Origin of the sequence: Actinomadura napierensis (assembly GCF_039529375.1) — a bacterium.
Lineage (GTDB): Bacteria > Actinomycetota > Actinomycetes > Streptosporangiales > Streptosporangiaceae > Spirillospora > Spirillospora napierensis.
The window spans coordinates 1-20,844 of sequence record NZ_BAAAMR010000145.1 but is presented as its reverse complement, the minus strand read 5'-3'; the positions used below and the strand labels follow the sequence as shown (position 1 = coordinate 20,844).

16 protein-coding genes are annotated in these 20,844 nt (G+C 71.2%); 8 read left to right on the top strand and 8 right to left on the bottom strand.

Going from position 1 to position 20,844, the window contains the following annotated elements:
* Positions 1-79: 79 nt before the first annotated feature.
* Together eccB and eccD are read right to left on the bottom strand one after the other, a co-directional pair.
* On the bottom strand, positions 80-1,441 hold the full coding sequence (gene eccB / locus ABD296_RS44140) for a type VII secretion protein EccB (RefSeq protein WP_344282614.1): 1,362 nt from the start codon (positions 1,439-1,441) through the stop codon (positions 80-82).
* Positions 1,441-2,832, bottom strand: coding sequence for a type VII secretion integral membrane protein EccD (eccD, locus tag ABD296_RS44135; RefSeq protein ID WP_344282612.1), 1,392 nt, complete (start codon positions 2,830-2,832; stop codon positions 1,441-1,443). The genes eccB and eccD overlap by 1 nt, the downstream gene beginning before the upstream one ends.
* 158 nt (positions 2,833-2,990) lie before the next feature.
* Here eccD and eccCa point away from each other — a divergent pair, with 158 nt between their 5' ends.
* Positions 2,991-6,977, top strand: a complete 3,987-nt coding sequence (eccCa, locus tag ABD296_RS44130; RefSeq protein ID WP_344282609.1) for a type VII secretion protein EccCa — start codon at positions 2,991-2,993, stop codon at positions 6,975-6,977.
* A 19-nt stretch (positions 6,978-6,996) separates the two neighbouring features.
* Here the strand turns inward: eccCa and ABD296_RS44125 are convergent, their stop codons facing one another.
* The 4 genes from ABD296_RS44125 to ABD296_RS44110 form a co-directional block, all read right to left on the bottom strand.
* Entirely contained in the window at positions 6,997-8,382 is a 1,386-nt protein-coding gene (locus ABD296_RS44125; RefSeq protein WP_344282606.1) for a S8 family serine peptidase, read from the bottom strand.
* A gap of 87 nt (positions 8,383-8,469) precedes the next feature.
* Entirely contained in the window at positions 8,470-9,207 is a 738-nt protein-coding gene (locus tag ABD296_RS44120) for a hypothetical protein (protein WP_344282603.1), read from the bottom strand.
* Positions 9,204-9,542 (bottom strand): PadR family transcriptional regulator, encoded by a 339-nt coding sequence (locus ABD296_RS44115; RefSeq protein WP_344282601.1) that lies wholly within the window; start codon positions 9,540-9,542, stop codon positions 9,204-9,206. The genes ABD296_RS44120 and ABD296_RS44115 overlap by 4 nt, the downstream gene beginning before the upstream one ends.
* 38 nt (positions 9,543-9,580) lie before the next feature.
* Entirely contained in the window at positions 9,581-10,327 is a 747-nt protein-coding gene (locus ABD296_RS44110; RefSeq protein ID WP_344282600.1) for a CPBP family intramembrane glutamic endopeptidase, read from the bottom strand.
* A gap of 222 nt (positions 10,328-10,549) precedes the next feature.
* Here ABD296_RS44110 and ABD296_RS44105 point away from each other — a divergent pair, with 222 nt between their 5' ends.
* Positions 10,550-10,735 carry a hypothetical protein gene (locus ABD296_RS44105; RefSeq protein WP_344282597.1) on the top strand — a complete coding sequence of 62 codons (186 nt, stop codon included), beginning with the start codon at positions 10,550-10,552 and terminating at the stop codon, positions 10,733-10,735.
* Positions 10,736-10,905: 170 nt separating this feature from the next.
* Positions 10,906-12,711 carry a serine/threonine protein kinase gene (locus ABD296_RS44100; protein ID WP_344282594.1) on the top strand — a complete coding sequence of 602 codons (1,806 nt, stop codon included), beginning with the start codon at positions 10,906-10,908 and terminating at the stop codon, positions 12,709-12,711.
* A 218-nt stretch (positions 12,712-12,929) separates the two neighbouring features.
* Here the strand turns inward: ABD296_RS44100 and ABD296_RS44095 are convergent, their stop codons facing one another.
* Together ABD296_RS44095 and ABD296_RS44090 are read right to left on the bottom strand one after the other, a co-directional pair.
* On the bottom strand, positions 12,930-13,184 hold the full coding sequence (locus ABD296_RS44095; RefSeq protein WP_375040175.1) for a DUF397 domain-containing protein: 255 nt from the start codon (positions 13,182-13,184) through the stop codon (positions 12,930-12,932).
* Positions 13,181-14,002 carry a helix-turn-helix domain-containing protein gene (locus ABD296_RS44090; RefSeq protein WP_407061579.1) on the bottom strand — a complete coding sequence of 274 codons (822 nt, stop codon included), beginning with the start codon at positions 14,000-14,002 and terminating at the stop codon, positions 13,181-13,183. Before ABD296_RS44090 ends, ABD296_RS44095 begins: the two co-directional genes overlap by 4 nt.
* A gap of 269 nt (positions 14,003-14,271) precedes the next feature.
* On the opposite strand from ABD296_RS44090, the gene ABD296_RS44085 reads away from it, so the two are divergent.
* The 5 genes from ABD296_RS44085 (at position 14,272) to ABD296_RS44065 (ending at position 20,403) form a co-directional block, all read left to right on the top strand.
* Positions 14,272-14,889, top strand: coding sequence for an ATP-binding protein (locus ABD296_RS44085; protein ID WP_344282588.1), 618 nt, complete (start codon positions 14,272-14,274; stop codon positions 14,887-14,889).
* Positions 14,890-14,992: 103 nt separating this feature from the next.
* On the top strand, positions 14,993-15,370 hold the full coding sequence (locus ABD296_RS44080) for an STAS domain-containing protein (RefSeq protein WP_375040177.1): 378 nt from the start codon (positions 14,993-14,995) through the stop codon (positions 15,368-15,370).
* A gap of 230 nt (positions 15,371-15,600) precedes the next feature.
* The gene (locus ABD296_RS44075; protein ID WP_344282586.1) at positions 15,601-16,860 is read left to right on the top strand and encodes a M16 family metallopeptidase; all 1,260 of its coding nucleotides are present in this window, start codon (positions 15,601-15,603) and stop codon (positions 16,858-16,860) included.
* Complete coding sequence (locus ABD296_RS44070) at positions 16,857-18,251, top strand: M16 family metallopeptidase (RefSeq protein WP_344282583.1); 1,395 nt, start codon at positions 16,857-16,859, stop codon at positions 18,249-18,251. The genes ABD296_RS44075 and ABD296_RS44070 overlap by 4 nt, the downstream gene beginning before the upstream one ends.
* A gap of 139 nt (positions 18,252-18,390) precedes the next feature.
* Complete coding sequence (locus tag ABD296_RS44065) at positions 18,391-20,403, top strand: sporulation protein (RefSeq protein ID WP_344282580.1); 2,013 nt, start codon at positions 18,391-18,393, stop codon at positions 20,401-20,403.
* Positions 20,404-20,844: the final 441 nt, after the last annotated feature.

Sequence of the window (20,844 nt, the reverse complement as noted above, 5' to 3'; positions counted from 1 at the left end):
GTCACCTGTGGATAACTATGGCCGGCGGGCATCTCCGGCTGAACAGGCGAAGCAGTCAAGTCGCCGTTCGGTTCCGTTGTTATTTGGCCGGAACCGGCCGCAGGGCGGCGGAGGATGTAAGGGTTGGACCCTCTTTGAACAGTTGCAAGAGGTTCGCCGGAATTGGGACGGCGTCTTTTGTGCTGTATCCGAGTTTCGCGATGTCGTCGGCCGTGGGGATCGGGTAGCGCAGGCCCTGGTCGGTGAGGAGGGAGAACGTCTGGAGCGGCTGGCCCGGGCCGGAGAGGGTGCCTGTGAACGTCCCGCCGCCGGGGAGGACGACCTGGTCGAGGCCGGACGAGGTCTGGCCGGACGGGGTGGGGAGGCTGCCGCCGATGGTGAAGCGGGCGTCGGTAGAGAGTGCGGACGCCTTCCGGTAGACGGTGCACAGAGGCTGGTAGGACTCGTACTGGACGATGTGGGGCGGCGAGTCCGGCAGGGAGCGGTTGTAGAGGTTCGTCTGCGACGGCCTGGACGCGGCTTCTGCAGGTGTGACGTCGCGGGGCGGGCCCGCTGCCAGGGAGTCGAGCAGGAGACGGGCCTGCGTGGCGGAGATGCTGGCGAGGCCGTCGGGAAGCTGGGCGTACCACCGTTCCGGGGTTCCGGCGATGGCGCCCACCCGGAAGACCTGGCCTGCGGGGGCCGGGGTGTTGCCGGGTCCGGGGAAGTCGTGGCCCTGCTCTGGGATGGCGGGGGCCGCGTAGTCGGGCCCTTGGGGCAGGCCGTTCAGCCAGCGTTCGTCCACTGCGACGGGCTGTTCGGCGCTGAGGCCGCGGGCGGCCTTCGGGGTGATGCGCATCCGGCTGTTGCGCCAGATGAGCCAGTCCTGGGAGCCGCCTCGGACGACCACGCCCTGAGCATCGGTGAGCGGACGGCCCCCTATATCGCGTCCCCCCACCAGCGAGACCGTGGAGCCGCCGAGGGGGGAAGTGGTGCGGGCGCATAGCGACCACGAGGTCTGGTTCGGCTTGCCCGGTGCGGGGAGGGACTCCGGGGCTCCCTGGATGCCCGTGACGGGGTCGCGGGGGTACTTCGCCAAAGACTTGGAGGAGACCGACTTGCGCTGGATCTCGGCCGTCGGCATCGCCAGGCGGGCGGAGGCGTAGTTGAGGAACGGGACCAGCTTGCTGTCCCGCCGGCTGTAGACGTAGGTGGCGCCGGTCTCCTTCTCGATGATGAGGACGCCAGGACGTTCCAGATTGCGGGCGCCGCCCTTGAAGATGAGGCCGGTGACACCGAAGCCGGCCGCGACCAGGACCGCCACCATGACGCCGCAGAGCGTCCCGACGCCGGTGCGGCGCAGCGGGGACTCCGCGGCGCTCGGACGGCCCTGGAGGAGCGCGAGGGCCACGCGCTGGGTCATCAGGCGGTGCGCCTGGTAGAGGTCCTTGCGGGTCTGCATCAGCCGGCCAGCCCGCGCAGCCAGGAGTACAGGTTCAGCAGGCCCATCGAGAGCGGCAGCAGGCTGACGATGAGCAGGATGTCGACGATGTCGCCGGCGCGGCCCCAGAACGGCGAGGGCTTGCGGACGGGGAGCCTCAGAGCCATCGCGGTCATGACGGTGACCGCCAGTACGGCGGGCAGGACCACGGTCAGCAGTGTCATGGCGGGCGTTGCCGTGACGGCCTGATGCAAGGCGAGGATGGCGAGACCGGTGAGGCCGGAGAGGAGCATCCAGAGGCGCTGGGATCGGCCGTGGAACACACGCGCGCGCAGGAGGAGCACCACGGACAGGCACAGGCTCATCGTCACGGGCAGCCATCCGTGCGTGGTCAGCAGGGCGAGCTGTGCGGCGAGGCCGGCCAGCCCTACGGCGGCCACCAGGCCCGTGGCGAAACGGTCGGCTTCGCGTGTGCGGCGTAGGAGCGTCGGGCCGTCGAAGGTCTGGGCGCTGCGCAACTCCTCGGCGTTCTCCGGGACGGGGGGCAGCGGGAGCCGTGCGAGGCGGAACGCCAGGGACGGGATCAGGGCCGTCACGGCGAGGCACAGGGACGCGTCGAATGCGGCCATTCCAGACGGCGACAGCCCGACGCCTTGGACGAGCGCGGCGGAGACCAGGCCGAGCAGGGCCACGAAGGCGATGCCGAGGAAGGTCGGCAGGCCGTCATGGACGGCGAAGGCGGAGACGACGGCGGCGAGGGTGACCGCCGCGAAGGCGGCTGCGAGATGGGGCGTTCCGAGGTGCAGGAGGGGCACAGGCCTGGCCGGCGCCAGGAGGCCGCCCAGGAACGCGTAGGGGAGCGCGCTGTAGCCCAGGACGGCTCCGGCACCCGAATCGCCGAGCGCGCGGGACAGGGCGATCCCCGCGAGCACGAGGACGACGGCCACGCCCGCGGAGGCGGCCGCCAGCAGCCCCCACGGCGGCCCCGAGAGGGCCACGCCCACCGCCCCCAGGCCGAGGGCGGCGGCGCCGGCGAGGAGGCCGAAGCGCCGGGTGGTCTCGGGGCGCCAGCGGTCGGCGTGCTCGTTCACGCCGGTCGCGACGACGTCGGCCACGTCGTCGAAGGCGACCTCGGGGAACTGGGCCAGCTCGGGCCGGAAGTAGAGGATCTCCCCGTCGCGGACGCCGAGGGCGGACAGCGACCGGGACTCGTCGAGCGGCGCCTCGTCCAGCCGTTGCAGCACCCAGCCGGAGTGCACGAGCCCGGCGTCCGCCAGATTATGGCCCGCGACCTGCAACAACGTCGGAAGCATGTGAGAAAGGGGAATGTCTCCGGGCAGCGAGAGGTCCAGCCTGCGGTGCGGGGCGACGACGACCACGCGGCACAGGTCGGCGCCCGTCGAGGTATTCACGCGACCTCCGATCGTTGCGATGACCGCACATTCACTATCAGCCGGGGCCGTTCTCCGCCACCTGGGGAATGGCTTTTGATCAACGCACGCACCACCCCGGGATCACTAGGATGACCCAAAATTGACTCCGGGTCATGGCGATGCGAAGGGACGCGGCCGTGGGAATCGTTGTGGTGCGGCGCCCGGAAAGACGGCGGCCGCCGCGGCTGCCCGAGGGCGAGCTCATGCTGGAGCCGCCCCCGGAGATCCCGGAGACCATCAGCCCGGGGTTCGCGAACGCCCTGATGTACCTGCCCATGGCGGCCAGCGGCGCCGCCATGGGGTTGATGTTCATGGGCGGCGCGGGGGGCGCCGGAGGCGGCAACCCGATCATGTGGGTGGCGTCCGGTCTGTTCGTCCTGTCGATGGTCGGCATGGGCTTCGGGCATATGGGGCAGGGCGCGGGCGAGCGCAAGCAGCGGCTGAACGGCGCGCGCCGCGACTACTACCGCTACCTGGACCAGATGCGCGCGCGCGTGCGAAAGGCGGCGGCACAGCAGCGCGAGGCACTGGAGTGGAGCGGCCCCAACCCCCGCACACTGTGGTCCCTGGCGCTGAGCCACCGGCTGTGGGAGCGGCGTCCCTCGGACGACGACTTCGGTCAGGTGCGGATAGGGCGGGGACGGCAGAGGCTCGCGCTGGACCTCATCGCCCCGGAGACGAAGCCGATCGAGGATCTGGAGCCGATGTGCGCCGGCGCTCTGCGGCGCTTCATGCGCGCCCATGCGACGGTTCCCGACCTGCCTGTCGCGGTCTCGTTGCCGGCGTTCGCCCGGATAGCGGCGACCGGGGACCCGATCGCGGTGAGGGCCATGGCGCGCGCGCTGGTGGCGCAGCTGGTCACCTTCCATACGCCGGACGATGTGCGCCTCATCGTCTGCGCGTCGCCTGACCGCATGAGGCAGTGGCAGTGGGCCAAGTGGCTGCCGCACTGCCTCCACCCCACGGAGCACGATGCCGCAGGGCCGGTGCGCCTTACGGGACACTCGCTTGCGGACCTGGAGCCCCTGCTCGAGGAGGACCTGAAGGACCGGCCCCGCTTCTCCCCCGGCATCGACACCCAGGACCTTCCGTTCCACGTGGTTGTCGTGGACGACGGCATCGTCCCGGCCGACTCGCAGATAGGCGCGGACGGCATCAAAGGGGTGTGCGTCATCGACCTGAGCGGCGCGGTGACGCCGACGTCGGACGCGACCATGCTGCGCCTTCACGTCACCGACGACGGCATGCGGATGCTGGAACGCGACCACACCGGCAAGGACGTGTCCAGTCCGCTGGGGAAGGCCGACGGGTTCACGCCGGTACAGGCGGAAGGGCTCGCGCTGCGTCTGGCGCCGCTGCGGGCGGGCGCCGCGGACGAACCGGAGCAGAACGCACTGGCCGGCAATCTCACGCTGACGTCACTGCTCGGCCTGCGCGGGCCCTACGACATCGACCCGCGATCCACCTGGCAGCCGAGAGCGTCGCGCAACCGGCTGCGCGTTCCGATAGGCGTGGACTCCGACGGCCGTACGGTGGAGCTCGACATCAAGGAGTCCGCACAGGGCGGCATGGGTCCGCACGGGTTGCTGATCGGTGCGACCGGTTCGGGCAAGTCCGAGCTGCTGCGGACGCTCGTCCTGGCCTTGGCGGTCACCCACTCCTCGGAGACGCTCAACTTCGTTCTGGTCGACTTCAAGGGCGGCGCGACGTTCCTTGGGCTGGAGCGCCTGCAGCACGTGTCGGCGGTCATCACGAACCTCGAAGAGGAGCTGCCGCTCGTCGACCGCATGTACGACGCGCTGCAAGGAGAGATGATCCGGCGGCAGGAGCTGCTGAGATCGGCGGGGAACTACGCCTCGCTACGCGACTACGAGCGCGCGCGCGAGCAGGGCGCCCAGCTGGCTCCGATGCCGACGCTGTTCGTGGTGCTGGACGAGTTCTCCGAGCTGCTGGCGGCCAAGCCGGAGTTCGCGGAGCTGTTCGTGATGATCGGCCGTCTGGGGCGTTCGCTGGGCGTGCACCTGCTTCTCGCTTCGCAGCGGCTGGAGGAGGGCAAGCTGCGCGGGCTCGACTCCCATCTGTCGTACCGGATCGGGCTTCGCACGTTCTCCGCCATGGAGTCGCGGGTGGTACTGGGCGTTCCGGACGCGTACGAGCTGCCGTCCCAGCCCGGCAACGGCTACCTCAAGGTCGACGTCAGCGACATGGTCCGGTTCAAGGCGGCGTACGTGTCGGGGCCGGTCGAGGAAGAGGCTCAGACACAGGCCGCCGCGTCCGGCATCGGGACACCACGGCAGATCCTTCCGTACAGCACGGCCTATGTCCCGCCACAGGCGCAGCAGCCCACGCCCGATAAGCCGACGGGCGGGCAGGAATCGGGAGAGACCCTCTTCAAGGCGGTCATCGGCCAGTTGGAAGGGCGCGGTCCTGCGGCCCACCGCATCTGGCTGCCGCCACTGGACGTCCCTCCCACGGTCGACCAACTGCTGCCCCCATTGGCGCCTACGCGCGAGCACGGCCTCACCGCCGAGGGGTGGGAGGGCCGCGGGCGTGTCGCCGCCGTGGTGGGGATCATCGACAAGCCGTTCGACCAGCAACGCGTCCCGTTCTGGGTCGACCTGTCGGCGGCGGCCGGCCATGTGGGCATCGCGGGCGCGCCGCAGACGGGCAAGTCGACGATCCTGCGCTCGCTCATCACGTCGCTCTCCCTCCTGCACACGCCGGAGGAAGTGCAGTTCTACTGCCTCGACTTCGGTGGCGGCACGCTCGGTGGCCTGTCGGGGCTGCCGCATGTGGGCGGTGTGAGCAACCGGCTGAACGCCGACCGCGTCCGCAGGACGGTCGCCGAAGTCTCCACGCTCCTCGAACGGCGCGAGCGCGAATTCGCCGAACGCGGTATCGACACCATCGCCACGTACCGGCGGCTACGCGCGGCCGGTCAGATGCCCGGGGATGGGTTCGGCGACGTGTTCCTGGTAGTGGACGGGTGGATGACGCTACGGCAGGAGTACGAGCACCTCGAAGAGGTCATCACCGACATGGCCGCGCGAGGGCTCGGCTTCGGCGTGCACGTGGTGGCGACGGCGGGCAAGTGGTCGGAGTTCCGGATGGGGATCCGGGACGTGTTCGGCACGCGCCTGGAGCTGCGGCTGGGCGACTCCTACGAGTCGGAGATCGACCGGCGGTTGGCGGAGAACGTCCCCGAGGGGCGTCCGGGACGCGGGCTCACCCGCGACCGCCTGCACTTCCTGGCCGCGCTTCCGCGGCTGGACGGGCGGGGCGCCGCCGACGACCTCGGGGACGGGGTGGCCAAGATGGTCGAGGCGGTCGCCGGAGCCTGGCAGGGGCCGCAGGCGCCGCCGGTGAGGCTGCTGCCCGACCTGCTGCCCTCGTCGGCCCTGCGAGAGGCTCTCGGGGCCGCTGAGACGCCGAAATGGCGGGTTCCCATCGGCATCGACGAGGACGCCCTGGCGCCCGTCCTGCTGGACTTCGCCGCCGACCCGCATTTCGTGGTCGTCGGTGACACCGAGTGCGGCAAGTCGAACCTGCTCCGGACGATCACGGAGGGCATCGTGGCGGGGCACGGCCCGGACGAGGCCAAGCTGATCTTCATCGACTACCGGCGGGCGCTCCTCGACACGGCCGACACCCTCCACCGCGTCGGCTACGCCGCCTCGGCGTCCGCCGCCGCGGAACTGGTGACCGACCTGGTGGACGCCCTCAACGACCGTCTCGCGCCGGCGGACCTCAGTCCGGAGCAGCTGCGTAAGCGGTCCTGGTGGAAGGGCTCCGACGTGTTCGTCGTCGTGGACGACTACGACCTCGTCGCCACGGCCAACAACCCGCTGTTGCCGCTGCTGGACCTTCTCCCCCAGGCGCGGGACATCGGCTTGCATCTCGTCATGTCCCGGACCATGGGCGGGATGGGCCGCGCCCTGTACGACCCGGTCATCCAGCAGTTGAAGGACCTGGCCGCACCGGCGCTCATCATGTCCGGCAGCAAGGAGGAGGGGCCGCTGTTCGGGGAGGTACGTCCAACGCCACTGCCGGTGGGGCGCGGGACCCTCACCGACAGGCGGAACGGCGCGCGCCTGGTGCAGACGGCCGCGCTCGACAACGCATGACGGGGTCTGGCGGCATCACTCAATGGTGAGCGCCGATGGTGCCGCCCTCCGTACCGGTGACGATCGGCTCCTCGGCCTCTTCCTCACTGCCCAGGACGACCTTGCCGGGCCGCCAGCCGCGACGCCTCCCCATGGGGATGACGATCCCGCACAAGGCCGCCATGGCGGCGAGGCCCACCGCACCTGCCGCGACGCCGATCGCCATGTCCTTGGTATGGCCGTCCGTGTGCGAGGGCGCCGCAAGCTTCGCCGGGTGCAGTGAGGGCTGTGCCTCGGCCGTTGCGGCGGCGTCCTCGCCCGGCACTATCGCGGTGACGGCCTGAGTCGGGTTCACCATGCCGCGCCCTGTGCCGTCGCCGACGTTCCCATCCGCGGTCGACAGGATGCGCCGGACCACCTGGTCCTGGTGCAACCCGGGATGGCCGGCTCGTACCAGGGCGGCAACACCCGACACGTAGGCGGCGGCGAAACTGGTCCCCTCTGCCTGTGGGTTGTAGCCGCCACCGGGCCACGGGATGGTCAGGTCCTTGCCGGGAGCACTGATATCCACCCGGGACTGCAGGCCGGACGACTCGATGCGGTGGCCGTCCTCACCCAGTGACGCCACGGATATGACCCCCGGATAGCTCGCCGGGTACGCGGGGCCGTCGTTCCCGTCGTCCTTGGTCGCGTTGCCCGCGGCGGCGACGATGACCGCGTCGTGGTCCTGCGCGTAGTGGACGGCCTGCTGCAGCGCGCTGGAGGGGGCGGCCGCTATGGAAACGTTGATGACCTGTGCGCCGGCGTCGGCGGCCTTGCGGATCGCACCGGGAAGGCGTTCGCCGCCGTGCTCGTCGCGGTCGGCGTTCTGCTGCTTGACGATGACGAGCCGGGCCGCGGGCGCGACACCGGTGAGCGGGACTCCCTGGCCGTTCAGGTCGCGCCCGGCGATCAGGGCGGCGACGCCGGTGCCGTGACCGGCGCAGTCCCTTTTGCCCGTTCCGGTGAGGTCGGTGTAGTCGGCGACGCGACCGTCCAGCATCGGATGGCCGGTGTCCACACCGCTGTCTATGACGGCCACCTTCACGCCCTGCCCTTGGGTGAGGCTCCACACGCGCTGGAAGGCGAGCCGCTTCTGCGCCCACGGTTCCGTGATCGTCCCGCGGTAGCCGCGTGCCAGGTCACAGGCGACCGGTGCAGAAGAGACCGGTGGCGGCGCAGTACTGGACGGCTTAGGGGACGGCTTGGCCGAGGGCTTGGCGGACGGCTTCTGCGTGGGCTTCGCCGAGGGTTTCCCCGAGGCGGAGGTCTCCGGCGTAGCCGCGGCGATGTGACGTGCGGACGCCGGTACGACGGCGGCGGACGCCGATACGGCCGGAAAAGAGGTCGCTAAGACACCGGCCGCAACGAGTCCGATCGCGCGCATCGCCTTCTCCCCCGGGGGCATGGGTGGCTCGGCGAACGACTGTAGAGGAATCCTTACCGGGTTGGCATCATGCGTGTGGGCGAGCTGTCAAGAAGCGGTCCTTCGGTGCTCGCGCCACAGACGCATGGTCATCAGAACCGCCGCGATCGCCGCCCCTAGTAGGAAACCCACCAGGAAGCCGGTGCGCGAGTCCTCCGGCGCGAAGGCCAGCCAGCCGCCGCAGACCGCGATGATGAACACCGCGTAGCAGGCCACGAACGTGTAGAAGCGCTTGCTCCAGAAGAACCGCTTGGCCGGCATGTCTGGCGGGGCCTGCAATTCCGCGTCCGGTCCCAGGCTCGCCGCCTTGGCGCGCTTGAAGTACTCGAACTGCACCCAAGTGCCGCACGGCTCCCAGCCGTCCGGTGCCAGGCGCCCCTCGACGGCCTTGCGGCGGCCTGGCAGGACGGTCTCGCGCCGGTACTCCCATCGCTGCGGCCGCTCGCCGTCACGGCGGCAGACGAAGCGGCCGACGGAGTCGACCCGTTCGACCTCCCAGCCCTCGTCGCCGAACCGGTTCAGCATCTTTCGGTCCTGGAAGGCGTCGGCGGTCCAGCGCCACGTCTGCGCGGACGCGTCCGGTGGGGAGCCGCCGTCCCAGGCCCCGCCCTCCGACGGGACCAGCCGCGCGGCGAACTCCTCTACGGGACCGAACTCCTCTTCTGGGGCGGACCCCGATTCCGCTATGTAGGCGGCAAGGTCGTCGACCGTCCCTGCCACCTCGTCCGCGGGGACACCACTGCCGCGCAACCGCTCCGCCAGGTCCTCGAAGTAGGGAGTGGTCATCGGATTCCTCCTTGCGCGAGCACGTCCCGTACGGACCCGTCGAACGTCAGCCAGAGCGCCCCCTGCTCGGCGAGCGTCGAACGGCCCTCGTCCGTGAGTTGGTAGTAGCGGCGCCCGGGGCCCCGTTCGGCGACCCGGTACTCGGCGTCGACGAGGCCGGCCTCCTCCAGGCGGTTCAGCACCGGATAGAGGGTGCCGCCCTTGATCTGGCCCAGGCCCGCCTTGTCGAGCGTCTTGGCGATCTCGTATCCGTAGCTCTCGCCGCCGGTCAGGCTGGCGAGCACCAGCAGATCGAGAACGCCTTTGAGCCAGCTAGCGCGTCGGTCGGCGACCATGGCGGCCCTCCTCACAGCCGTACGGACAGGGGCACAAACTAGCTCCCGACAGGGACGACATTGGAATTCCGCGCCTTCGTGGTGATCCAGGGGAGGACCGCCATGCTGAGCACGTCGATGAAGATGTGCAGGCACACGGGCACGAGAAGGCTGCCGCTCGACAGGTAGAGGTTGGTCAGCGCGTAACCGACCCCGGCGACGAGGATCATTCCGGCCCATCCCTGGTACACGTGTCCGACGGTGAAGGCGGCCAAGGCCAGTGTGGCCGCCATCGTCACGTTCAGCCCGAGGACGTCCACCCCCAGGGCGATGAGGAACCCCCGGTACACGAGTTCCTCCGAGACGCCCGCCGTGACGGCCATGGCGAGCGCGTACCAGCGCTCGGTGGACGTTCTGGGGAGCATCTCCTTGATCTGGCTGTTCTTCGCCAGACTCTTGCCGGCACGTGCGCTCCGGTAGGAGAGCCACGCGAGCAGGGGCGTGGTCACGGCTATCGCGACCAGAGCGGTGATTGCGAAGGCCGGCTCTTCCGGGGCTCTCACCCCGATGTCCGAGAGATGAACGCCAGGCGAGACGAGCAGCATCAGCACCGCCAGTGCGGCGGCCCACCACGAGCCTGAAATCCACCGGCGGAACATGCCGATCAGTGCGTTCGGGTCCTGGTCGCGCCGTTGTCGCATGCGGTCGTAGGACCGCTTTCCCCACAGGCCTTCAGCCAGCACGTAGCCGATCAGCGGCACCGCCAGGCCGAGCCCCAGCGGCGAGAAGTCGGGCGAGATCTGCACCGGCCACCTCCGTCTCGTCCAGCATGACGATCTAGACGGTAGAGCAAGCTAGTTAGCAATGCAACCTAGATAGCTCCAAACGACCCCACGCGGACATCCGTCGCTAAACGGAACGATCACTCGGAATAGCCGGAAGGATCTTGCGGTTGCAACTAACGTGCGAACCCCGACCGGCGGGGTAACACGTACGTCACGTCCACGACGACCCCCTGGAGGCAAGCCATGCCCAGCAGCATCCTGCGGCCCCGCGCCGGCGCCGGCCACAAACACGTCAAGTCGACGTCCCTCCGCGCGCTCGCGGTCGCCGCGCGCCTGGAACGACACCACGCCCCGGAGGGCCCACCGGGCGGCTCCCCCGGCCGGGACGAGCAGCCGCCGCCCGAGCGGCGGACGCCGGACCCGGCCTGACCCCAGCGTGCACCGGCCACATCCGGCCGCCGCGACCGAAGCCCTCGCGCACCCGCGCGAGGGCTTCGGCGCATCACGGCGAAGGGCTAGATCAACCGATCTGCGAACCGCATACCATCTTGTGGCCATAGTCTTGCGGAACGAGCCGGAAGCGACGGGGAGCGAGTGGTGTGACGGACAGGACGATGCCGGACGCCCATCCGCTGCGGTCGGGCGACCCGACCGAGCTGGGTGGATACCAGATTCTGGGCCGCCTGGGCGAGGGCGGGCAGGGCGCGGTCTTCCTGGGCCGGCCGGCCGGCGCGGACGGCACCGCCCGTGCTTCCGACCATGTCGCGATCAAGCTCCTGCACGGCGGCCTCACCGGGGACGAGTCCGCACGGGCACGGTTCGTCCGCGAGCTGGAGGTCGCCAAGCGGGTGGCCAGGTTCTGCACCGCGCAGGTCCTGGACGCCGACGTCGCGGGCGACCAGCCGTACATCATCAGCGAGTACGTCCCCGGGCTGTCCCTGCACAGCGTGGTACGGCACGAGGGACCCCGTACCGGCGGCGCGCTCGAGCGCCTCGCCATCAGCACGTTGACGGCGCTCACCGCGATCCACCAGGCCGGCATCGTGCACCGCGACTTCAAGCCGCACAACGTGATGATGGGCCCGGACGGCCCCCGTGTCATCGACTTCGGGGTGGCGCGCGCGCTGGGCGCGGCCGGTGAGACGCAGAACGTCGGTACGCCCGCCTACATGGCGCCCGAGCATTTCACCGGCGGCCAGGTCGGACCGGCGTCCGACATGTTCGCCTGGGGCACGACCATGGTGTTCGCCGCCACGGGACGGCCCGCCTTCGGCAACGACGAGATGGCGACCGTCATGCACCGGATCATCACCGGTGAGCCGGACCTCGGAGATTTGTCCGGACCGATGCGCGATCTGGTCCTGGCGTGCCTGGCCAAGGAGCCGTCACAGCGTCCCACCGCGCGGGAGGCGCAGGAGCGGCTCGTGGGAGCGGCCAGCGGCACCTCCGGGGCTCCCGTGCCCGTCCCGCCTCTGCCGACGTTCCCGGGGCTTCCCGTGGAGAACGCGGCGTCGCCGTTCGCGGGGTCGACCGATCCGAACGCCTCCCCCTCGGCGATGGCCGGAGCGGTACTGCCGCCCGACCACGTCACCGATCCCTCAGGCCGGCGCGGCACGACGGCGCCGCAGCCGCCTCCATACAGCGAAATGACGCCGCAGCCGACGGATCCTCGCTACGCGCCCATGCCGGTCCCTCCTGGTCCTCCTGGGCCGCCCTATGGGGAGGCGCCGGGCGGCGGTAAGCGTGGACGTCTCGTACCGATCGCAGCCGCGGCGGCGGTGGCGGCGGTCGTCGTGGGCGGCGGCGCGGTGTGGGCGGCCACAAGGTCGGGCGGCGGACAACACGACCGGCCTATGGCGGCGTCCGACAAGGGGCAGACCGGGCAGGAAGGCGCGTCCGGCACCGGCGGTACCGCGGGATCGGCGAAGAGCCCTACGAAGAGCAAGCAGCCGCCAGCCAAGGGCAAGCAGCAGGGGCAGGATCCCGCTCACCCGAACAAGAAGCAGGGCGGCAAGCAGCAGCAGCCGGGCGGTCCGGCGCCCACCACGGGCACCGGCGGTGGTGGCGGCGGGTCCACCACCGTCAACGAGCCGCCCAACAAGTACACGCCACAGCAGGCGTGCGGCAGCGGCTACAACATCCAGCGGTCGTTGGCGGGCTCGGGTGGCACCGCCTACCTCCTGTACAGCAGCAGCAGCAAGCAGAACTGCGCCGTCACCATGAAGACCAGGAACGTCGGTAAGAGCTCCTCGGTGTCGGTGTGGCTACAGGCCCAGGGCGGCAGCCGTAAGGCCGACAGCGGCTCCTACGCGTGGTACGCGGGCCCGGTGTACGTGAAGGCGCCCGGCGTGTGCGTCCGGTTCGGAGGCAACGGCGCCACCGCCCCCTACGGCAACTGCGGCTGACGCCTCTGCCGGAGCCGACCGGAGTACCGTCCGGCCCCTGGAAATCCCGGCGGAGAAAAGTGAAGGCCACCCTCGCGCCTGGGTGGCCTCTGCATCGGTCGTTCTTCGCGTTGGCGGACGGGTCGACGTTCGGTGGACCGTAGCCGACCCGCCGCGGTTCGACGTGCCGCACGGTCCCTGTAGCCCGGGCGGCGTGGTTTGGCGGTTTTCCGGGAGTGTCAGTTACGGGAGGCGATGAGGTGGTCGAAGTCGCCGTCCTTGGCACCGAGGATGAGAGCCTCGATCTCCGGGCGGGTGTAGATGAGGGCGGGGCCCTCGGGGTGGCGGGAGTTGCGCATCGCGACCTGCCCACCGGGCAGCTCGGCGATCTCTACACAGTTCCCCTGGGAGTTGCTTCGCCGGGACTTCAGCCACCGCGCCCCCTGGAGCTTGGTGGCGGGCATCCCGTTGTCGTAGTCGGTCTGGAGCATCATGTCTCTCTGAGAAAATCACCAAGAAGCTCGACGGTGCGTTCCGGGGTCGCACTATCGACGCACAGGCGTTCCATCGCCTGCAGATAGGTGTCGACGTCGTCGCGCTTGTCCAGGTACATCGCGCCGGTGAGGTTCTCGACGTAAACCACGTCCGGCAGGTCCTGCTCGGGAAAGCGCAGGATCGTGAACGCCCCTCCCTCGGCGGCGTGGCCGCCGAACCTGAACGGCATGATCTGGATGGTGACGTTGGGCAGCTTCGACATCTCGATGAGGTGCTCGAACTGGCCCCGCATCACCTCCGGCCCGCCGATGGGACGCCGCAGCGCCCCCTCGTCGATGACCGCCCACAGACGCGGTGCGTCCGGGCCGGTGAGCCGTTCCTGCCGTTGCAGGCGCAGTTCCACGCGCTGGTCGATCTCGTGTTCGGCGGCTCCGGCGTTGCCCAGGCGTATGACCGCACGCGCATACCCCTCCGACTGCAGCAGTCCCGGAACGAACTGCAGCTCGTACGTGCGGATCAACGCCGCCGACTCCTCCAGGCCCACATAGGTCTGGAACCAGCCGGGCAGGACGTCGTTGTACCGGTGCCACCACCCGGGGGTGTTGGCCTCCCGGGCCAGCTGTATCAGCGCATCGCGCTCGGCCTTGTCGCCGACGCCGTACAGCGTGAGCAGGTCGTCCACGTCGCGTTCTTTGAAGCTGACGCGCCCGAGCTCCAGGCGGCTGATCTTCGACTCCGACGCGCGGATGACATAGCCGGCGTCCTGACGGGTCACGCCCCTCTGCTCGCGCAGACGGCGCAGCTGCGACCCGAGCAGGATCCGACGAACCGTCGACCCGCTTCCCGGCGTCTCTGGAGTCACGCCCAACCTCCCGGCTATTCGGCGGACAGCGAACCTAGTGTGCCACTGGCCTCCGTGTCCTGCGGTTACCTCCGATCACCCGAGTGCATCGCGGTAGTCCCACACCCACACAACCCGGATGCACGTGCATTGGGCCTTGCATTCGCACGCTACGATGCGCAGGATAACGCACGAGACTTCCGAGCCACGGCTGCACAACGAGATCACTCTGCGGGGTCCGGGGAATGACGTCACGCCATGCGCACGACGACACGCGGTGGGAGCTCGGCCCCCTCACGGGGCCGGCGGTCCCGCGGGACCATGCCGTGCGCTCGACGCCCGTACCGGAGTCGTCCGACCTGCCCCCGCGCCTGGACGCGGCCGTGACCGCGCTTACGGAGCTCTCCGGGCCGACGGTCTCCTTCATCGTCCGGCCCGATCCCGAGTCGGTCACCGAGGCCCGGCACTTCGCGCTGTCCCGGCTGACCGGGTGGGAACTGCCGGAACTGGCCGACGACGTGGGGCTGGTGGTCTCCGAACTCGTCACCAACGCGCTGCGGCACAGCGGCAGGGCGGCCTGCGGACGGCCGGGCGACGACGTGCACCGCGAGGGCGTGTACGACGACCCGGCCGATCCGCTGGGCTCCGCGCCCGCCGCGATACGGCTGCGGCTCGTGCACAAGAACCCCTGGCTGCTCTGCGGGATCATGGACGCCAGCCGGTCCGCCCCGCGCCGCAAGGAACCCGACTACATAGCCGAGACCGGCCGCGGACTGCATCTGGTCGAATCGTTCAGCGTTCGATGGGGATGGCGCACGCTGCCCCAGGGAAAGATCGTGTGGGCGCTGTTCCGTTCGCCGTGAGGCGCGCACGCTGTGCGGGACCGCGCCGTGAAGGACCACACCGAGAGGGACGCCGCCGAGAGGGATACGCCCCGCCCCACTGGGTATAGGGGACTGTCCCACGATGAGCGGCAGAGAGGGAGCACCGGTGGACTTCGCCGTCGAGCACCGCGTCGAAAAGGGCCTCACCGTCGTCAAGATCAGTGGCGAGATCGACGTCTTCACCAGCCCCCGGCTGCGCGAGGAACTGCTCGGCATCATCGACAACGGCGGGCTGCACCTGGTCATCGACCTGGGCGAGGTCACGTTCCTCGACTCAACCGGCCTCGGCGTGCTGGTCGGCATCTACCACCGGCTCCGGGCGCGCGACGGCTCGATGTCGTTCATGGGGGTGAACGACCGGGTCCGGCGCGTCTTCCACGTCACCCAGCTCACCAAGATCTTCGTGCTGCACCGGTCGCTGGAGGACGCCATCGCCGCCCACGAGGCCGCCGCGTCCTGACCGCGGCCGGCCCGCATGGCTCCGCGAGCCGCGTCTCCCCGTCGAGATGACGGATTTCCTCCCAGTTTGGGACCGGTCCATCGCGGAGTTATCCACAGTTCGCCGTGAAGGCGCCGCGTCCGGTCGCAACCGGTACGGTGAGTCAGAGATCAAGCCCGCCGCCTGGGCCCGGCCCACCGACGCGCGCGGTGCTGACCGCCAGCCGATCATCGAACGGACGGGAGCGCTCCGTGGCAGAACAGCCGCTGCATGAGCACACGCTCGGCAATGGCCTGCGCGTGGTGGTCTGCGAGGACCATGTCGTACCGCTGGCAGCCGTGAACATCTGGTACGGCGTCGGCTCGCGGCACGAGCGGGCCGGCCGCACCGGGCTCGCCCACCTCTTCGAGCACCTGATGTTCCAGGGCTCGGCCAACGTCGCCGAAGGCGAGCACGCCGCGCTGTTGGAGAGCGCCGGCGCCGCGTTCAACGCGAGCACGTCCTTCGAGCGCACCAACTACTACGAGACGGTCCCCGTCAGCCATCTGGAACTGGCCCTGTGGCTGGAGGCCGACCGGATGGGCACGCTGCCCGCCGCGCTCACCCAGGCCAACCTCGACAACCAGCGCGACGTGGTGAAGAACGAGCGCCGCCAGCGCTACGACAACCAGCCGTACGGCACGGCCTTCGAGCGGCTGTGCGCGCTCACGTTCCCCGAAGGCCATCCGTACGCGCACACCCCCATCGGCTCCATGGAGGACCTGGACGCGACCACCCTCGAAGACTGCGCCGACTTCTTCGGGACCTGGTACGCGCCCGGCAACGCGGTCCTGTCCGTCGTCGGGGACGTCGACCCGGAGAAGACGATCGACGCGGTCGAGCGCTACTTCGGCGGCATCCCGGCCGGCCCGCGCAAGCCGCCCGCGCGGCCCGGCGACCTCGGGCCGCTCGCCGGGGTGCGCGGCGAGACCCTCGACGAGGAGGTCCCGTCCCCGGCGTACTTCGCGATGTTCACGCTGCCCACCGACGGCGGCGACGACATCGAGGCGGCCGAGCTCGCGGTGGAGATCCTCGGCGGCGGCTCCGGCTCGCGGCTCTACGACCGGATGGTCCGCCGCGACCAGATCGCCACGGAGGTGTGGGCCGGGGTGACCCGGCTGGCGACCGGCCAGTCGCTGGCCATCGTCGACGCCATCGGGCCGGAACCGGAAAAGATCGCCGCCGTGCTGGACGAGGAACTGGCCCGGTTCGCCGCCGACGGCCCCGACGCCGACGAGGCCGCCCGCGCCACCGCGCAGGCGGAGCGGGGCTTCCTGGAGCAGACCGAGACGGTCACCGGGCTGGCCAACGCGCTCTCCCAGAACGCCACCCAGTTCGACGACCCCGCCCGGGTCTTCACCGGCCCCGGGCGTGCCGCGGCCGTCACCGCGGACGCGATCAAGGAGATGGCGGGCCGCTGGCTCGCCCCGGGCGGCCGCACCGCCCTGACCTACGGAGGTACGCCGTCGTGACCGGTCCCAGCCCCGACCTGCCTCCCGGTACCGCGGGCCTGGCCCTGCGGCCCCGTCCGGTCCCCGGGCCGGTTGCGCCGTGGCAGTTCCCGGCCGGCACCGCGGGCCGGGTCCCCGCCGGGCCCGGCACCCTGCGCGTCGACCTGCCCGGACGGCGCCTCGCCGCGGTCAGGCTCGTGCTCCACGCGGGCGCGGGCCGCGAGCCCGAGGGCTTGGACGGCGTCGCCACGCTCACCGCGCACACATTGCTGGAGGGCACCGAACCCGGCGGCGGCACCTCGCTGACCGCCGCGTTCGAACGGCTCGGCGCCAGCCTCTACGCCTCGGCCGACCTGACCGCGCTGCGGATCGCGCTGGACGTGCCGGTGACCCGGCTCGGTCCCGCCCTGGAGCTGTTCTCCTCCGTGCTGCGCGGGCCCGCGCTGGACGACGCGGACGTTCGGCGGCTCGTCCGCGAGCGGCTGGAGGAGATCGCGCAGGAGGACGCCGATCCCGGATCGCGCGCCATGCGGGAACTGCGCGCGGTCATGTTCCCCGCCGAGGCCCGCGCGTCCCGGCCGACCGGAGGCACCCGCGGCTCGGTCGGCGCGCTCCAGGGCTCGGACGTCCGTGCCTTCTACGGCTCGGTGGTGCCCGCGGAGGCCACCGCGGTCGTCGCCGGAGATCTCACCGGCACGGACGCCGACGCGGCCCTCAGCGCGGCGCTGGAAGGCTGGGCTGGAACCGGCGGGCCCCTCCCGACCGCCGATCGGATCCTGCCCGAGTCGGCCGCCAGGATCGTCGTGGTGGACCGTCCGGGCTCCGTGCAGACCTACATCAGCCTCGCCCACGGCGTGCCCGACCGCTCCCACCACGACTGGCCGTCCCTGATGGTCGCCTCACATGTGCTGGGCGGCGGCCTCACCTCGCGGCTCAACGCGGTACTGCGCGAGGAGAAGGGCTACACCTACGGCGTCCGCGCCGGGCTGCTGCGGATGCGGCACTGCGGGGTGTTCATCGCCCAGGGCGCCGTGCACACCGAGGTCACCGGCGACGCGGTCGCGGACGCCCTCACCGAGCTGCGCGGCGTCATCTCCCGGGGAATCGACGCCGAGGAGCACGGTTCGTCCGTGCGGGCGCTGGCGGACCGGGCGCCCGCCGAGTACGAGACGGCCCGCGCCGTCGCCGCCGAACTCGCCGACGCGTCCGCCAACGGGCTGGGCGCCGACTACCCCAGCAGCTACCTGGCGGCCGTCCGGGCGTCCACGCCCGACGGTGTGGCCCGCGCCTACAGCAAGCACATCGACCCCGAGGCGCTCACCATCATCGCCGTGGGAGACGCCGCGCAGATCCGCGAACCGCTGGAGAAGCTCGGCTACGGCCCGGTCACCGTCACCTCGAAGGAGGAATGACCTCTCCCGCCTCACGCCGTGCCGCCGAGCCGCGGCTCCACGCCGGGGAACGGCGGCACGGGCGAACCGATGGCATGGTGGATTCCGTCTGACATTCGCGGGGGGACGCTCCCCGCGCGTCGGGAGAAGGGAACGGCCGGTGTCCTACGGGCAGATGGCAGGCGGCCCGTCCGTCGACACGATCCTCGCCGAGCCCCATTGCAAGCCGGGCGGCGTCGTGGCGGGCAAGGTCCATGTGCGCGGCGGAGACCGTCCCCTCGAGGTGCGGCACGTGACGCTGGCGCTGATGCCGCGCATGCGGAGCGGCCACGGCGAGACGGCCGGCCCCGAGGTCTACCGTGGCGCGCTGACCCGCCGCTTCACGCTGGATCCGGCGCGGCAGCGCGACCTGTCGTTCTCCATCCCGCTGCCGTACGAACTGCCGTTCACCACCGTCCTCGGACGGGAACTGCCCGGCTTCACCATCGGGCTGTGCACCGAGGTGGACGTGGCCGGACAGCCCGACCCCGGCGACATCGACCCCATCTCGGTGGAGCCGCTGGAATCCCAGCAGTGGGTGCTCGCGGCCATCGCACGACTCGGCTTCCAGATCAGGGACGTCACGTTCGAGGAATCCGAGCTGCGCGGCGTCACCCGGCACCTGCCGTTCCACCAGGAGATCCACCTCGCGCCGCCGTCCGCCTTCCAGGGCCGGCTCGACCAGGTCGGCCTGACCTTCGTCGCCAGCCCGCGCGAGGTGACCTTCGTCCTGCGCGCCGAGGGCCGCACCGCCGCGTCCGACGAGTCGTTCGGCGTGTTCACGGTCGGCCACGCCGAAGCCGCCGAGACGGACTGGAACGCCAAGATCGGCAAGTGGCTCGACGAGGCCGCCGCACTCCCCCGGGCAGCCAACCCCAGCCCGCCGCCCGGAGGCTCCCCGTACGGCGACCAGGGCGCCTTCCCGCCGCCGCCTCCCTCACCCGGACAACCGGCCCCGGGCGGCGAATACGGCAGGCCGGGCAACGCCCAGTTCCCGCCACCCGCCCCCGCACCGGGCGAAGCTCCCGCCCCCTTGCAGCCTCCCGGCCACGCGGCCGCAGCATCCCCTTTCCCGCCTCCATCCCCTCCCCCGGGCGGCGCGGGATTCCCAGGCGGCCCCGGCCCGGCCTACCCGTCCGGCCCCCCAAGAGCCCCCTTCCCACCCCCACCCGGCAACCCGCCCGGCCTACCGGGCGCGGCCGGTGCGCCCGGCAGCCCGTTCAACGCGCACGGCAGCCCGCCCGGACTACCGGGCCCGTCCAGCGCCCCCGGCAGCCCGCACGGCGGCCACGGCTTCGCGCCACCGGCCGCCGGCGCGGCACCCCCATATTCACCAGGCGGCTACCCACCTCCCGCAGCCCCCGGCTTCCCGCCCCACGGAGTCCCCGAAGGCGCAGGCTCGTCCTACCCATCGGGCCCAGGCGGCGCCAACGCACCGGCAGGCGGATTCCCGCCACCTCCTGTACCGCCAATGGGCGGAAACCACGGCAACCCACCCGGCTTCCCGTCCGCCCAACCGGGTGACGGATCCGCGCCAGGCGCCTTCCCACCGCCGCCCAGCGCACCTGGTCATGCACCCGGCGGCTTCCCACCACCCGTCGGCGGCTCCGGCCCCGCAGGGGCCCACGCGCCCGCCGCACACTTCTCACCGGGCCCGGGCAATGCACCCGCCGGCCACGCCTCCTATCCGCCACCCGCCGCCGCTCCGGCCGGCCACGGCGGCGCCTCGGCTCCTCCGCCCGCCCCCGGAGGCCCACCATTCGCAGCCGGCAGCCCGCCAGCCGCGCATGGAAGTCCGCCACCGGCACCTGGAGGCCCGCCTCCTGCTTTCGGCGGTCCGCCGCCACCCGCGCCTGCCGGGCCCGTGCCGTACGCACCCGCTGGGCCACCGCCTGCTCCTCCAGGCCCCGCCGCCTATCCGCCGCCGATGCACGTCCACCATGGTCACCACCGCCACCACTACGGACCCGGACTCGGCACCGCCGGGCTGGTCGGCGGCGCGGTCGTGGCGGGCGTCGCCGGAGGCATGGCCTTGGATGCCATCGGCGACGCAGCCGGAGACATCGCTGGAGACATCGCCGGTGACGTCGCCGCCGAGGTCCTCGGCGGCCTCCTAGGCGGCCTCTTCGGCTGACCACACCGAACCTCCGCCACGCCCCCACCACCGAACCGCCGCCCCGCCGGCGGCCCTCAGCGCTGTTCCGGCCGCCGTCCCAAAGCCGACATCCCTGGCTGCCACCAAGGACAGAACCCCCGGCACGCCCGCCACCGAACGCCAGCCCACCGACGGCCCGTCAGCGCTGCTCCGGCCATCGCCACGAAGCCGACACCCGGCCTGCCGCCAAGGATTCAACCCTCGGCACGCTCCGGCTAGTGAACACCGCCCCACCGGCGGCCCGTCACCGCCGTCCCAAAGCCGACGTCCTGGCCTACAACCACAAGGAGCGAACTCCCGGCATGCCCCGGCCTCAATTACCGGCCCACCGATGCCCATCGGCCCGCGGGACTGTCTGAAAGTCTGTGGGTGAGGCGGTGATCGGTTTTCAGTTCAGGGTGATGCGGTCACCGTAGTGCA

Excerpts from the sequence above, each read along its gene's own strand:
- eccB (WP_344282614.1), bottom strand. The coding sequence starts at position 1,441 with ATGCAGACCCGCAAGGACCTCTACCAGGCGCACCGCCTGATGACCCAG.
- ABD296_RS44125 (WP_344282606.1), bottom strand. The coding sequence starts at position 8,382 with ATGCGCGCGATCGGACTCGTTGCGGCCGGTGTCTTAGCGACCTCTTTT.
- ABD296_RS44120 (WP_344282603.1), bottom strand. The coding sequence starts at position 9,207 with ATGACCACTCCCTACTTCGAGGACCTGGCGGAGCGGTTGCGCGGCAGT.
- ABD296_RS44115 (WP_344282601.1), bottom strand. The coding sequence starts at position 9,542 with ATGGTCGCCGACCGACGCGCTAGCTGGCTCAAAGGCGTTCTCGATCTG.
- ABD296_RS44105 (WP_344282597.1), top strand. The coding sequence starts at position 10,550 with ATGCCCAGCAGCATCCTGCGGCCCCGCGCCGGCGCCGGCCACAAACAC.
- ABD296_RS44095 (WP_375040175.1), bottom strand. The coding sequence starts at position 13,184 with ATGATGCTCCAGACCGACTACGACAACGGGATGCCCGCCACCAAGCTC.
- ABD296_RS44085 (WP_344282588.1), top strand. The coding sequence starts at position 14,272 with ATGACGTCACGCCATGCGCACGACGACACGCGGTGGGAGCTCGGCCCC.
- ABD296_RS44080 (WP_375040177.1), top strand. The coding sequence starts at position 14,993 with ATGAGCGGCAGAGAGGGAGCACCGGTGGACTTCGCCGTCGAGCACCGC.